Annotated in this window: 14 protein-coding genes and 1 pseudogene; 2 read left to right on the forward strand and 13 right to left on the reverse strand. The window is 39.6% G+C overall.

Translation table 11 applies throughout. The features are described from left to right. Positions 1-553, forward strand: a 553-nt coding sequence (locus tag OCV70_RS11540; protein ID WP_262579704.1) for a transcriptional regulator, incomplete at its 5' end; no start/stop codon positions are given. An 87-nt stretch (positions 554-640) separates the two neighbouring features. Further along, positions 641-1,939, forward strand: coding sequence for a tyrosine-type recombinase/integrase (locus tag OCV70_RS11545; RefSeq protein WP_117915774.1), 1,299 nt, complete (start codon positions 641-643; stop codon positions 1,937-1,939). Between the two features lie 131 nt (positions 1,940-2,070). Here the strand turns inward: OCV70_RS11545 and OCV70_RS11550 are convergent, their stop codons facing one another. From OCV70_RS11550 to OCV70_RS11615, 13 genes and pseudogenes are all read right to left on the reverse strand, one after another. Continuing rightward, positions 2,071-2,673 (reverse strand): Type 1 glutamine amidotransferase-like domain-containing protein, encoded by a 603-nt coding sequence (locus OCV70_RS11550; RefSeq protein WP_173767109.1) that lies wholly within the window; start codon positions 2,671-2,673, stop codon positions 2,071-2,073. A 219-nt stretch (positions 2,674-2,892) separates the two neighbouring features. Beyond that, on the reverse strand, positions 2,893-4,938 hold the full coding sequence (gene lysS, locus OCV70_RS11555; protein ID WP_173767107.1) for a lysine--tRNA ligase: 2,046 nt from the start codon (positions 4,936-4,938) through the stop codon (positions 2,893-2,895). A 13-nt stretch (positions 4,939-4,951) separates the two neighbouring features. Continuing rightward, entirely contained in the window at positions 4,952-5,434 is a 483-nt protein-coding gene (gene greA, locus OCV70_RS11560; RefSeq protein WP_173767105.1) for a transcription elongation factor GreA, read from the reverse strand. 368 nt (positions 5,435-5,802) lie between these two features. After that, positions 5,803-6,270 carry an Hsp20/alpha crystallin family protein gene (locus OCV70_RS11565; protein ID WP_117849513.1) on the reverse strand — a complete coding sequence of 156 codons (468 nt, stop codon included), beginning with the start codon at positions 6,268-6,270 and terminating at the stop codon, positions 5,803-5,805. A gap of 284 nt (positions 6,271-6,554) precedes the next feature. Continuing rightward, positions 6,555-7,775, reverse strand: a complete 1,221-nt coding sequence (locus OCV70_RS11570) for a tyrosine-type recombinase/integrase (RefSeq protein ID WP_055223655.1) — start codon at positions 7,773-7,775, stop codon at positions 6,555-6,557. Positions 7,776-7,879: 104 nt separating this feature from the next. Beyond that, entirely contained in the window at positions 7,880-8,074 is a 195-nt protein-coding gene (locus OCV70_RS11575) for a hypothetical protein (RefSeq protein ID WP_004614488.1), read from the reverse strand. 434 nt (positions 8,075-8,508) lie between these two features. Continuing rightward, positions 8,509-8,757, reverse strand: a complete 249-nt coding sequence (locus tag OCV70_RS11580; protein WP_004613734.1) for a helix-turn-helix domain-containing protein — start codon at positions 8,755-8,757, stop codon at positions 8,509-8,511. 1 nt (position 8,758) lies between these two features. After that, positions 8,759-9,178, reverse strand: a complete 420-nt coding sequence (locus OCV70_RS11585; RefSeq protein WP_009261829.1) for an RNA polymerase sigma factor — start codon at positions 9,176-9,178, stop codon at positions 8,759-8,761. A gap of 293 nt (positions 9,179-9,471) precedes the next feature. Next, entirely contained in the window at positions 9,472-10,476 is a 1,005-nt protein-coding gene (locus OCV70_RS11590; protein ID WP_055223653.1) for a sensor histidine kinase, read from the reverse strand. Beyond that, entirely contained in the window at positions 10,473-11,132 is a 660-nt protein-coding gene (locus tag OCV70_RS11595) for a response regulator transcription factor (RefSeq protein WP_015530206.1), read from the reverse strand. Before OCV70_RS11595 ends, OCV70_RS11590 begins: the two co-directional genes overlap by 4 nt. Before the next feature lie 58 nt (positions 11,133-11,190). Further along, positions 11,191-11,859, reverse strand: a complete 669-nt coding sequence (locus tag OCV70_RS11600; protein WP_262579705.1) for an ABC transporter permease family protein — start codon at positions 11,857-11,859, stop codon at positions 11,191-11,193. A 17-nt stretch (positions 11,860-11,876) separates the two neighbouring features. Continuing rightward, positions 11,877-13,007 carry a conjugal transfer protein gene (locus tag OCV70_RS20320; RefSeq protein WP_470256107.1) on the reverse strand — a complete coding sequence of 377 codons (1,131 nt, stop codon included), beginning with the start codon at positions 13,005-13,007 and terminating at the stop codon, positions 11,877-11,879. Positions 13,008-13,011: 4 nt separating this feature from the next. Further along, positions 13,012-14,229, reverse strand: a pseudogene (locus OCV70_RS11615) (SrtB-anchored collagen-binding adhesin); the annotation flags it as partial. Between the last annotated feature and the right edge of the window lie 325 nt (positions 14,230-14,554).

Here is a 14,554-nt window from a genome sequence, read left to right on the forward strand (position 1 = left end):
AGCGGACGGAGTAGACCCGAAGCGTACAATGATTATCAACGGGCTGGCAGAAGCACTCCTGACCACTCCCGAATGGCTGACAGGTCTTTCCGAAGATAAGGAATACGACAGCCGCACTTTATGTGCAAGGGATATGGAGGAACATATCAAAAAATATCTTGATACGGTTTCTTCTGTGGTAAAGAGAGAACCGCACCAACAGCTGCTCACGACATTCCTCGGAAAAATGATTGACCTCTATACGGTTATGACTTATCACTTTGCAGACGCTATGGCTGAGGGTGACCGTATAGCGGAGGACGAGGGCTTAAAGCAGTCCTTACGCCGCTATGCGATTGAGTCAGGGGCGATTATGGAAAGGGTTTACCGTAAAGAAATGGAACTTCCTATCGAGGATATGAAGCAGTTTTTAGATGGGATTTTACATATCTACGATGAGGGACGCACCGCTGTAAAGATGGGCGACCTGTTCGGGATAGTGACAGCAGCCGAAGAAAGGGTTGCTGAAAAAGAAAAATTCCGTGGCTCTTTGACAAGTGAAAACGATGACTGACACTCATCGGCATAAGTAACATTATTACTTTACGCACACCATATGTCACAGTCCCGATTGCCACGGATAGAAAGGGGAAATTTATCTATGGCAAAAGGTTCTGTAAGAAAAAAAGGTAAAAAGTGGTACGCACGCTTCTATATCGAAGATGAAAGCGGCAGAAAAGTACAGAAAGAGTTTGTGGGAACAGAAAGCAAGTCTGAAACAGAAGCCCTGCTCAGAAAAGCAATCGCTGACTATGAGGAAAAGAAATTCGTTGCGAAGTCTGAAAACATCACAGTTGGTATGCTGCTCGATCTGTGGGTGGAGGAAGAACTGAAACCCGGCAATCTCAGCAATGGAACGGTAATGTCCTATCAGGGAACGGTCAACCGTATCAAACAGCACCCGATAGGAAACCGAAAGCTGAAAACCGTAACCGCAGACCATTTACAGGCGTATATAGACTTTCTCAGCTTTGGCGATACAAATCCTGACGGTACAACCGCAAAGGCACTCAGCAAAGGGTATCTCCGATTGTTTTCGGCTGTTTTACAAGGGGCGTTCCGTTTTGCGGTATTCCCGAAAAGACTGATAACCTTTAACCCGATGCAGTATGTGGTATGGCGAGGAAAGAAAGAAGAATACGAACTGTTCTCGGACGAGGACGGAGAAACTGCCTCCACACCAACGCTCAGCTACGAACAGTATCAGAGATTAGAGGACTTCCTGAAAAAGAAAAACAATCCTGCACTTCTTCCGATACAGATAGCCTACTATACAGGCTTGCGTATTGGAGAGGTCTGTGGTCTGACTTGGCAGGACATCAACCTTGAAGAACAATATCTGACAGTACGCCGCAGTATGCGTTACAACGGGGCAAGGCACAAAACAGAAATAGGAGCAACAAAGCGTAAAAAAATCCGCACCGTGGACTTTTGCGATACGCTTGCCGCAATCCTGAAAACTGCGAAAACAGAACAGCACAAAAACCGTTTCCGATACGGGGAACTGTACAGCCTTAATTACTATTTGGAGGTCAAAGAAAAAGACCGCACCTACTATGAGGTTTACAGTCTGCCGAGGTCGGAGGAAGTCCCAGAGGGGTACAAGGAATTATCCTTTGTCTGCCTTAGACCTGACGGGGCATTTGAAGCACCGAGTACGGTGGGGATTATGTGCAGGACAGCGAGAAAAAAAGTGGAGGGATTGGAGGACTTCCACTTCCATATGCTCAGACACACTTATACAAGCAATCTGCTTTCAAACGGTGCAGCACCTAAAGATGTGCAGGAACTTCTCGGACACGCTGATGTCAGTACCACAATGAATATTTACGCTCACGCTACAAGGGAAGCAAAGCGTACTTCCGCAAGACTGCTGGATAAGGTAATCGGCGGAGAATAAAAGTTTCCCTTGTTTCGGCTCATAAGGGCAAAAACAAGGGAAAATACCTAAGGTTTGAACATTTAATAGGCGATATGCCTTGAAAATACAGGGTTTATAGAGGGTTGAATAGATAAACTTGAATTTTCAAATTAGTCTTTGCAAATAACCTTTGAACCGTCACCGTCAATTACAATTCCCTGACAGTTGTTAATTGGGCATAGATTCAAATCCGAAAACTCAGTCATTATTTTCTCGGTAACTTTCTTAAATGGTGCTGTAAGATAATGCGGAAGAACATAGAAATCAATCAAATCAAGCCCTGCATCATCTTCTTGTGAGTAGTCCTCCGGCTTTTCATCCATTTGCTGGATATATTGGATGCTTGGAGCGCATATAATTGCGCCTGCCGACTCGCCGATCATCAATTTTCCATTTGCCAATTCCTTTTTCAGCAGCCCATCAGTTCTTGTTTTACGGAGTTGGTCCATAAGAAAGAAAGAATTTCCGCCGGTAAAATATATCACATCTGCATCTTCAAAAACAGACTGTATCGTTGAATAAGCCTCCGTTGAAATATCAATTTCAGTTACGATTGCTCCCAACTTTTTGAATAATTTTCGAGCCGAGCCGACATAACCGGTGTAGCCTTCACGCAGTGAAGCTGTTGGAATAAATGCGACTTTCTTATTTTCAATTTCTTCCTTTATCAGACTTCCCACACTTGAAAAGTGCGAACATAAAAATAGTTTCATCAATATTCTCCTTTATAAATTTATATTTCTGTTTGTTTTAAAAATGGGCAACTCCGATTGGAATTGCCCACTCATTGTACTAATTATGCGATTTTTTCTTGCTTGCACCGATTTCTGCATCAAATGATGTAAGTTTGATGTAAATCGCTGTTTTTTCAGTTTTTTATCAAATGAAGTACGTCCTGTCTATTTGGTAAAACGGTACATCTTTACATCATCTTAATAGAGCTTTGCACCTGCTGGAATATGGTCATCAACCATCAGAAGATGGAGCTTTTCTTCGCCTTCTTCTTCGTGGATAGCACTGAGGAGCATACCGCAAGAGTCAATGCCCATCATAGCTCTCGGTGGAAGATTTGTGATAGCGATAAGAGTCTTTCCAACCAGTTCTTCCGGCTCATAATAAGCGTGAATACCGCTTAAAATGGTTCTATCTGTGCCTGTTCCGTCATCAAGAGTGAACTGTAACAGTTTCTTTGACTTCGGTACTGCGACACACTCTTTGACCTTTACTGCACGGAAATCTGACTTGCTGAATGTGTCAAAGTCAACTGCTTCCTCAAATAAAGGCTCTATCTTTACCTTAGAAAAATCAATCTTTTCAGGCTCAGTTTTTACATTTTTTTCAGGTGCTTCAGAAGCTGTATTATTTACATCATTTTTCTTATTTACACCATCTAAGGACTTCATCGTCGGGAACAGCAGGACATCACGGATAGCCTGGCTGTCTGTCAGAAGCATTACCAGACGGTCAATTCCGTATCCGATACCACCTGTCGGCGGCATACCGATTTCCAATGCGTTCAGGAAATCTTCATCTGTATGGTTTGCTTCCTCATCACCGGCATCTGCAAGAGCATCCTGTGCTGCAAAACGCTCTCTCTGATCAATCGGATCGTTCAGCTCGGAATAGGCATTACACATTTCCCATGTATTGATGAAAAGCTCGAAACGCTCTACCTTAGTCGGATCAGAAGGTTTCTTCTTAGTCAAAGGAGAAATCTCAATCGGATGATCCATAATGAAAGTCGGCTGAATCAGCTCTTTCTCACAGTACTCCTCAAAGAAGAGATTGATAATATCACCCTTCTTATGACGCTCCTCATATTCAATATGATGCTCTGCAGCAAGTTTCTTAGCTGCTTCATCATCTTCTACTTCATCAAAATCAATTCCTGCATATTTCTTGATCGCATCGTTCATGGTCAGACGTGCAAACGGTTTGCTAAGATCGATCTCGATCCCATTATAGGAAATCTTTGCAGAGCCGCAAACCTTCTCTGCCAGATAACGGAACATGGACTCTGTCAGTTCCATCATTCCCTCATAATCTGTATATGCCTGATAAAGCTCCATCAGCGTAAATTCCGGATTGTGACGGGTATCAACCCCCTCATTACGGAATACACGTCCAATCTCATAAACTCTTTCAAGTCCGCCTACAATCAGTCGTTTCAGATAAAGTTCCAGGGAAATGCGAAGCTTGACATCTTCGTTCAGTGCATTGTAATGCGTCTCAAATGGTCTCGCAGCTGCACCACCGGCATTGGAAACCAGCATTGGAGTTTCCACTTCCATAAAGTCACGGTCTGCAAGGAAATTACGGATTTCTTTGAGAATCTTGGAACGCTTGATAAATACATTCTTGCTGTCCTGATTCATGATCAAGTCTACATATCTCTGACGATAACGTGTATCTGTGTCTGTCAGACCGTGGAATTTCTCCGGCAAAATCTGCAAGCTCTTAGATAAGAGAGTCATCTTCTCTGCATGAATGGAAATCTCACCGGTTCTGGTTCTGAATGCGAAGCCTTCCAATCCCCAGATGTCACCAATATCAGATTTCTTAAAATCTGCATAAGAGTCTGCTCCAATTGCATCTCTTGCTACATATACCTGAATATTTCCCTGTAAATCCTGAATATTGCAGAAAGAAGCTTTACCCATAACTCTCTTGAACATCATACGTCCAGCAATTGCTATATGGATTGGGCTTGCATCCATAATGCTTCTTCTCTCTTCATAGTCTTTCTTCAGAGCTTCCTTTGCCTGCTCTTCATCAAGACCTGTTGTATCCGGCACTGTGTGGTCTTTAAGAAGTTCTGCCTCATGTGCCTCATAAAGCGCCTTTACTTCCTGTGAATGATGGGTCTGATTAAATTTTGTTATCTGAAATGGATCCTTGCCATTCGCCTGAAGTTCTGCCAGTTTATCACGGCGTATTTTCAGAAGCTGATTCAGATCCTGATTCTTCTGCTCTGCCACTTTTGTGCCTCCCTTAAATATTACGCTGGATTTCCAGCACTTTGTACTTCATGATACCGGATGGCAGTTCCACCTCTACCACATCACCTGTATGTGCTCCCATAAGAGCTTTTCCCACAGGAGATTCGTTGGAAATCTTACCTTCCAGACTGTTTGCCTCTGTAGAGCCAACCAGCTTCAGTTCTATATCTTCTTCAAATTCAAAGTCATGTACTTTGACCTTGCATCCTACACTGATCTTATCAAGATCTACTTCATCCTCAACAACAACCTCAGCATTTTTCAGGATTTTCTCAATTTCTTCAATACGTGCTTCGATATCTCTCTGCTCATCTTTAGCTGCATCGTACTCTGCATTCTCAGACAGGTCTCCCTGCTCTCTTGCTTCTTTGATCTTACCTGCTACTTCTTTTCTTTTTACTACCTTTAAATCATGCAGCTCTTCTTCCAGTTTTTTAAGTCCTGCATAGGTTAGTAAGTTCTTCTTTTCTTCCATTTTAGCCTTACTCCCTTTCATTCCGGCGGCGTCCATCGCCCCGGGTCATACACTTCTTATATGCTGCTTCTCCCGGAAAATTCCCCTTAAAGACTGCAAAATATTTTAAATTCGCTCTAAACGGACATGTCCGCTAACGCGGACACTTAATCACCCAAAAGGGTACAAATTCACTAGGATATTCACAGTTTCATCATTATAGCTAAATCAGCATGTATTGTCAAGATGACAAACTGCCGTTTCCCAAACTTTTCCCGCAAAAAAAGATGCCGGGGAATCATTTTTCAACGATTCCTCGGCACCTTTCAGGTTATTCGCTTATTTCACTTTTTCTCCCGGGTCAGACTTCCCGACGAAAGGAAAAGTCTTTAGCCTTCAATGGCAATATGTTTCTTCTCTTCCACTGCTGGTTTCGCTTCTTTCTTCGGAACGAACAGTTTCAGAATACCATGTTTAAATTCGGCCTTAACATCCTCCTGCTGAATATCCTCGCCTACATAAAAGCTTCGGCTGCAGGCACCTGCGTAACGCTCCCTGCGGATATAACGTCCGGATTCTTTCTCTTTCTCATCTTTATCAAGGCCTTTCTCTGCACTGATGGTCAGATAACCATTCTCCAGAGAAGCTTTAATCTCGTCCTTGGTAAATCCAGGAAGATCTACAACCAGCTCATAGCCATTGTCCATTTCCTTAATATCAGTCTTCATCACATGACTGGCTCTCTTGCCATAGAGCTTCTTCTCTGTGTCTTTAACTGCTTTATCATCATAATAGAATGGAAAATCATTAAATAAATCATCAAATAAGTTTTCTCCAAAAATACTAGGCATTAACATAAGTCATCTCTCCTTTTTATATATGCTATTTACCTTGTTTCCTGGAACTCAGGTGGTGGAGAATTCATAGAGCTTTCATTTCTTTTCTCTCTTTTTATCCTCTTCCTTTGTTCTAGTTGTAATATAGCACTTGTTATTAGCACTGTCAAGTGGTGAGTGCTAATTTTTTGAGATTTTTTTTGCAAACCATTTAAAATCAATGGTTTGCAGTATCTTATTTCTTTTGAAATTGTGATTTTTTCTGTTTTGACACCAATTTGACACCAATTTCTCTTTTTGTGGTGTCAAGCATTTAACACCATACTATCTAGTCTTGCAATCTCATTTTCAATCCTTGTCAGCTCTCCAATATGGTTATACACTTCCATTGTTACATCTATATGAGCGTGTCCCATAATATATTGAAGAACTTTTACGTCCATACGGCACTCTGCCATTCTGGTACAAGCTGTGTGACGCATGACATGGGCTGAAAACTTTGGTAACAGCTCTGCTTTCCTATGCTCTTTTTTTGCTCTCTCTACTTCGGTTTTGTTATATGCGTCTACAATGTTGTATAAAACACTATTTACGCCATTCGGCATAAGCGGTCTGCCCGATTTTGCTGTAAAGACAAACCCCGAACACCCGTCCACCTCAATGCTCTTATCCTTTGCAAGCATAAAATTGATTTTTCTTTGTTCCTCAAAGGCTTTTGCAACTTCTTGTGTCATAGGTATAATACGAATACCCGACGACGTTTTTGGTGTTGAGATATGGAACTTGCAACCGTCGCCTAAATTCTTATAAATGAGCTGGTGGTCTACATTAACCGTTTTTGCCTTGATGTTTATATCTTTCCATGTAAGACCAATAAGCTCCCCACACCTTAACCCCGTACCAATCATTATGGTAAACATAGGATAATATGTGTTATAGACATTGCTCTGTTTTACAAACTCCATAAACTTTTCTTGTTGAGAAACTGTTAAGGCTTCCTTTTCCTCTGCTGGTTTTCCATAATCACTAATGGAACTTTTTGCAGGGTTCTTTCGGATAATATCGTCATCAACAGCCATTTCTAATGCAGGATAAAGCAGGTTGTGAATATACTTGATTGTAGAATAAGCATATCCAGCTTTGGAAAGTTTCGCATAATACGCTTTAATATGTGAGGGTAAAAGCTGAACAACTTTAATATTTCCAATCTCGTCTTTTACTCTGTTTTCCCAAGCACGAACATAACTAACTCTTGTAGTATCAGCCAGCTCACGAGTTGCCATATAACGCTCAAACAACGTGTTAAGCGTCATTTTTTTGATTGCTCCGTCTGTCAATATATTATCTTCCATATCTTTTGCAATCTGCTTCTCTTTTTCTCGAAGCTCTGGTAAATCTTGTGCATAGACTGTCAATCTCTTGCCTGTTCTTGCATCTGTATAACGATAACTGTATCTTCCATCATTACGCCAGTTTTCGCCCTCTCTTAATTTTCTTCCTTTTGGGTCTTTTCTACTAATTGCCATGAGAACCATTCCTTTCTGAAAAAGCCTCTTTTCTTGTTCTCACAGCGTGCTTTGTCCTTTCTTATTATACTACACACGCCAGAGAACATAAATAGAAAATCGCTCTATTCTTCCAAATATAACAAGTATTTCTTGACTTTTTCTATGGAATAAAGAACCCTGCGACCTATCACAATTTTTGCTCCTGCCTGCTCGCCAATCTTTCTTGCAGTAGCACGACCACAAGATAACATAGCAGACAGTCCCTCTATATCAACAGCAATCGGCTGTTCCGTTGCTCTTATCTTCGTTTTATTCATATTCCAACACCTTACCTCGCTGGAACATCACATCATTTAACACATCAGTATTTAACATAATGTAACACCCCCTTTGCTGTGTGTCTATTTATAAGTTACATAAGCAGACAGACGGCTTTGGAAAGCTCCATTAGCATCTCAACTATTCCCATTCTTGTGGGCAGAACCGCACCATGCGGACGTATCATTATTCTGTGAGGATAGGTCATGGCAAAACGACTTTTCCAACAGTCGCTCTCGGATCACTGCGTGGGTCGCTCGCTTTCTTTTGGAAAGGTCGTGGCGTACAGTCCCCGTGGCTCGCTATCTCACAAACGTATCTGTCTGCTTTATTCAGTTGTCAAAGAGCTGTGGCGAAAGCGTGTTGCTTTCATGTAAAAGCAGGGCAGAGCAGGAAAGAGGGGGACATTAAACCATGCTCTGCTAAAAACTGCTTATTCTTCTTCGATTTCTAAGGCAATATCAAACCCTAAAATCATTTTGATAAGTGCTTCTCGGATAAGTCCCTTTAACTCCATATCTACAACAATATAGACATTGCCGTATTCATCATAGAGTGGACGCAAACAGCACTTTGATATGTACGGGTCATAAAATGCCAGTATTTTTTCAATCGCTTTTTCGTCCCCGTCCATTGCTTGCGAAAGCAAATAGTAGGACGGCTTCTTAAATGTTTGCTTCATTTTACTGCTTCTCCTTTAGTATTTTTTTCATAGTTTCCAAAGCATGATGTCGGTTTCTAAATACACCGCTTTGCGTAATCTTTTGTAAGTTGGCAATTTCACTTTCTGTCATTTCCAAGAAGTAATACATTAACAGAGTATTTCTCTTTCTTTCTGGAAGTTTTTTCAAGGCTTCTGCCAGCTCATCATCAAGGACACGAATATCAATGCCACATACTGAAAAGATTGTATAATCTGTTTCGTAGTCGTCCCACACAGCAAAATTTTCAACGAAAATTTCTGGAAGTTCACAGAATGGAATTTCTTTATCTTTTCGTCGTTTTAATCCTTGTTGGTAGTCCTTTACAACATGACGGACAACTTTCTTCAAACAACTTTCAAAGCGACATTGAACTGTTTTCTGGAAGTCAGACGGTTTCATCAATCTCACCCCCTTTCCACTATGATTTGAAAAGTGTTTATCCCTCTTTCCGCACCATATAGGGAATGAAAGGTGTGATTTAATGACCTCTTTTGAAAAATTTTTAAATTTTTTTCGGGTATGAAAAAAGCCCGCACAAAACATATAGTCTGTACGAGCCTTTAAAGCTAAAACATATTCAATTTTTAATAGTGTGCTATTAGGTGGAATTTGATTGCAAATAATTGTACTTAAAGCTTTCCATAATGCAAGCCCCCTTAAAGCACCGTATCAATGTTGGCATGGTTTTCAAATTACTCTGAAAAATTATGAACTGTTCCTTTTGGAAATGTAATGGTCAGTCTTGTATATTCTTTTTCCGTAGAAGCAATATCCAATTTCAAGCCCAACCTATCGCATAATTTTTTCGATAGATACAGTCCCATACCCGTTGCATTTGCTTTGTTTCTATTTGAACCCGTAAAACCTTTTTCAAATACACGGGATAAATCAGACGCTTTTATTCCACAACCATTATCTTCAATCACAAGCAATATATTTGTACCATTGTCTTGACTGTATATCGTCAGTTTATTTTCTTGCTTATCAAAATACTTAATCGCATTTTGCACGATTTGAGATAGAATGAATGTCAGCCATTTTTCATCAGTATAAATGACATTTTCTATGTCATGGATATTGATAATTGCTTTTCTTTCCATAAGCGAATGACGGAATTTCAGAATGACATTATGTATCACTTCGTCTAACTGCAACTGTTTTACAAAATAGTCCTTTTCCGTATTTTCGCTTCTTGCATAGTAGAGCATTTGTTCCACTAACTGAAATATTTTGTCTGTTTCTTTTTTTAATGTGTAATTTTTTGTATTGTCAAACGTCAAAGACAATGCTCCTATCGGTATTTTAATTTCATGGACGAAACTTTCCACATATTCTTGATAGTCCTGCTTTTCCTCTGTGATTTTGCCGATTTCATCATTCATAGATTTGCAGGCTTTTTTTAGTGCGTAGCAATAGGCTTTATTTTGAAATTCTTTTGGCTTTGGTAAAACGTCTGCAATATAATAGGTTTCTTCCAGTCCGTCTACTAAATCAATAATATGTTGTGAAACGTTACGTTTCTTCCGATACAAACACCATTGAAAAAGCCCTTGTATGCTGATGAACAGAATTACCAACGATACAACAAACAGCGTATCTACACCGTAGAAAATCAAGAGAAATGCTACTACGGCAAGAAAGAAAAGCTGAAACAATATCTCTGTTATTTTTTCTTCTAAGAATGTAAAAAAACTCACAGTTTCCAACCCTTTCCTCGTATATTTTCCAATAAATGAACAATACCGATTTCTTTCATTTTCTTTTTTAGACGGGTCATATTAACCAATAATACATTTTCGTCTATATAATATTTGTCATTCCACAGCTTTTCCAATAGTTCTTCTTTGCTAATAACTTTATCTTCGTTCATAAAGAAGTAGTACAAAATACGAAATTCATTTCTTGTCAGTTCAATGCTTTGCTCTTGATACTTCAAAATGGATAAATGTAAATCAAGGGTACAATCTTTTTTGACAAGCTCACGGAAATTATTCGGGTTTGACAACTGCAATGCACGCTTGATCTTCTCAAGAAGAATAAGCGTGTCATACGGCTTTGTTATGAAGTCAATCCCACCCACTTGAATACTTTTCAATTCGTCAGCATTTGTATCTCTGCTTGTTACAAAGATAATCGGTACTGGCATGACTTGTTTTATTTTCCTGCATACTTCATAGCCATTCTCATACGGCAGGTTAATATCAAGCAGAACCAGTTCTATGGAATATTGCTTTAATTCATCTGTCAGGTTTCCAAAGTCAGTCAATAAAACTGTTTCATATCCTTGTGTGTTCAATAATTTAGAAAGCTCCAAACGAGTGATTTCATCATCTTCGATAATTGCTATTCTCATTTCAACACCCCCTTGATTTATCATTATAATAATTTCACAGTAGGAGAGCTAGAAAAGTCTAACTCTCCTCGTTGATATTTCGTTTAAAACCAATATACGTTGCAATCCAGTAAATACTATAAATTAGGAAGAAGATAATTAAATTCAAGCCAAAGTAGATTAGATAAAGGTGTTTATCTCCCAAAATTTGTTGATACACATTATTCAATGACGACATCATCACAAAAGAACATAATATTGCTGATATTGCAGGGACACAAAATAATATCAATAATTGTTTTCTGATTGTCTTAAATAGCGACTTATCATTTATTCCTAATCTTCGCAAGGTCAAGTAGCGATATTTGTATTTAGTAGAGTCGCTCAATGATTGAACTGCCAAAATTGTCCCTACTGCGGAAATCAAAATAAATGCAATGTACATAAACAGACTGGCTACTATTGCAACCATTGCTTTTTGTTGTTCTATTTCTGCACCTCTTACATTTACTCTATACGATTCGTCATTTATTTCTCCATTTTTATCAACCTTTACTAATTGATGTTGCATATCTTCTTTTATCTTGTTTTCTAATTCTGCATCTGTTTCTTCTTTTGTATCTATAATCAAATGATTTTCTGATACTTCAAGTCCTTGAACATATTTATCTGGAAGTACAACAACAAATCTGCCAGTATTAGTTATAGAGTTCCAATAAGACTTAGTGTCATATCCTTTTAATTTCAAATTTTTATTTGCTACTGTTATAGTTTCAATGTCTTTGTTATCTTCAACCTCATATGCAAACTTGCTATTTGTAATATATCCAGTATTTCATTGAAGAAGTCTTTTCTGTTTTTTTCTCCTTTGAAGATTTCATTGAATATTTTACCGTCTTTCAAGAACAAAATACGTTCACAGAAAGACGCACTAAACGGGTCATGTGTTACCATCAAAATAGTTGCCTGCATTTTCTTATTGATGTCAGCCATTGTTTCCAGCAACAATCTGGAAGCTTTTGAGTCCAAAGCTCCCGTCGGTTCATCAGCTAAAATCAGTTTCGGTTCATTGATTAAGGCTCTAGCACAAGCACAACGCTGTTTTTGTCCGCCAGAAACTTCATAAGGAAATTTCGATAAAATATCACGAATACCCAATTTATCGGCGATAGCATGAACTCTTTTTTCAATATCAGCAGGGTTCCGTTTGTTGATTACCAATGACAAAGAAATGTTTTCTTCAATCGTTAAAGTATCTAAAAGGTTGAAATCTTGAAAAATGAACCCTAGATTTTCACGTCTGAAATCAGCAAAATCTTTATCCTTGATTTTTGTAATATCTTGATTATTGACTGTAATGTGTCCACTGGTTACAGTATCAATCGTAGAGATACAGTTTAATAGGGTATGTAGCACAAGCTCATACTGCGACACCTGCGTCGCCTTTGTCTGATTATCAAGGAATTTCACGGCAACCTTGACTTTCACATTGTCCCCGTCCTTTGTGAAGATAGGGTTTACCAATTCAGAATAAAGGTAGTCCCTGCCGATAGGTTCAAGTACATTACCAGATACATAATAGGCAAGTTCTTTTTCTGTGGCTGTTGGGTACAGCTTAAAGAATGTTTCCAGAAATGCGGTAGCGTCGTTTACAGTATCAGCGTCTACACTTGCGTCTGCTTCTGGTGTCTTAGGCTCATAGTCTGATTTTTCGATTGCTGGTGCAAGGGTAGGGTTCTGAACGATTACCATATCCCCGTCAGCCTCCACATGGACTTTTACCATATAGGTTGCTTTCACATTGTTTGTCTGTTCTCCCTCTTTTATCTGCTGATCTACTTCGTAGGTAGCAGAAAAAGTGTCCGTTCCCGATTGTTCGATACTCCACACAATCACATCAATGATTGTTTGGAGCTTTTGTTTCTTCAACGGTTAGCGTTCCAAGTGGAAGAACCGCTTTGCCGTCCTGCATATAGAAGCTGTCGCCAGATACCTTGTATGCGTCCGCTAATTTTGTGATGTAGTGGGTTGTCCCGTCGCTGTCAGTTTCAGCGATTGTCTTTGTAACCCATGTACGAGTAGCTTCGGCAGGGAGATTTCCTTTATTGTAGAAGCCAGCATAATACTTCCATGTAAATTCCGCACCTGCTAAAGAAGCGTTTCCCTGCGGATTATCTTTCTGTGTTTCCATATCAATCTTGAAAAGCTCAATCAAAGTGTCCGTTACTTTTGGCGTATCAGATACTTTCAAAGTCGCTGTCTTTCCAGCTTGAATCTTTAAGGAATATACGGTTTTATCTACTTTATATCCTGCCGGTGCGGATAATTCCTTGATATAGACTGTGCCTGCTTTTACCTCTACAACATCTGTATTTCCGTTTTCATCAGTCGTAAGGGTGGCAAGCTGTTTCGTGCAGTCCTTATCAGAAAATACCCCATAGGTTGCACCAGCGACAGAGTAATTCCCGTTACCGTCTGTAATGCTGGCATTACTGGAAGTCTTTTGCAGTTTTGCATTTCCAACATTCAGTTTCGCCCAGAATTGTCCCAATTCCTGCCCCTCGCCAGAGTAGATATAACCGCCACATTCATAGCGTCCTTTATTCTCTTTGACAAAGGCTCTTGCACCAGAGAAAACTTCGTCCTGCGTAGCCTTTGGAATTTCATCATAAGAAGCTCGCACGTTATCACATTGCCAGCCAAGATGTACGCTCAATCTTTGCCAGACTACACATTGTTCCAACAGATAGACTTGTTTGTAATTCAGTTCCTTGTGAGCTTCGCCATACTGTTTGACATACTCTAAGGATAACGCCACATCTGAAATCTGGTCGGCACTCATGCGTGAGCTTGCGTCAGCTCTGGTCTTGTAGCCGTTCTTAAAATCTGTATTGATGTCAATACAATAGGCAGTTTCGCCCTCGACTTTCATATAGCCCTCATTGAATGTCGAACCGATAGAACCGTCATTCATTACTTTTTCAATGATACCGACACGCTCTGCACTTTCCGTCCAGTATTGCTTACTTTCTGCATGGACAGGTGTAGTCGGTAAAGCAGTAACGACAGTTGCAAGAACTAAGAAGCCCGTACACAATCGTTTCCATGTCTTTTTCATAAATCTAATGCTCCTTTCATTTTGGGTAATAAAATAGCCGTCCAATAAGAACGGCTGGAAATAGAAAAGGAACGTCATTTTAGGCGTTCCATAATCTATAAAATATTCAATTTTTTATACTGATGTGTTGCTCATCAAAATCTCAAATTAAGGTTATTTGACACCAATTTTGACACCAATTTTTTGTATATTGACGATTTTTGATGAAATATGATAAATTCATAAAACCCGTGAAAAGCCTGTAAATAGGCACTTTACGGCACTCTATGAACTAAGACAAAAGCTACGCTGTAATAACAAGTGGTGAGTGCTAATTATTTTGTGA

Source organism: Blautia acetigignens (assembly GCF_025566865.1).
Taxonomy (GTDB): Bacteria; Bacillota; Clostridia; order Lachnospirales; family Lachnospiraceae; genus Blautia_A; species Blautia_A acetigignens.

Excerpts from the sequence above, each read along its gene's own strand:
- OCV70_RS11565 (WP_117849513.1), bottom strand. The coding sequence starts at position 6,270 with ATGTTAATGCCTAGTATTTTTGGAGAAAACTTATTTGATGATTTATTT.
- OCV70_RS11585 (WP_009261829.1), bottom strand. The coding sequence starts at position 9,178 with ATGAAACCGTCTGACTTCCAGAAAACAGTTCAATGTCGCTTTGAAAGT.
- greA (WP_173767105.1), bottom strand. The coding sequence starts at position 5,434 with ATGGAAGAAAAGAAGAACTTACTAACCTATGCAGGACTTAAAAAACTG.
- OCV70_RS11570 (WP_055223655.1), bottom strand. The coding sequence starts at position 7,775 with ATGGCAATTAGTAGAAAAGACCCAAAAGGAAGAAAATTAAGAGAGGGC.
- OCV70_RS11580 (WP_004613734.1), bottom strand. The coding sequence starts at position 8,757 with ATGAAGCAAACATTTAAGAAGCCGTCCTACTATTTGCTTTCGCAAGCA.
- OCV70_RS11550 (WP_173767109.1), bottom strand. The coding sequence starts at position 2,673 with ATGAAACTATTTTTATGTTCGCACTTTTCAAGTGTGGGAAGTCTGATA.
- OCV70_RS11545 (WP_117915774.1), top strand. The coding sequence starts at position 641 with ATGGCAAAAGGTTCTGTAAGAAAAAAAGGTAAAAAGTGGTACGCACGC.
- OCV70_RS11595 (WP_015530206.1), bottom strand. The coding sequence starts at position 11,132 with ATGAGAATAGCAATTATCGAAGATGATGAAATCACTCGTTTGGAGCTT.
- OCV70_RS11575 (WP_004614488.1), bottom strand. The coding sequence starts at position 8,074 with ATGAATAAAACGAAGATAAGAGCAACGGAACAGCCGATTGCTGTTGAT.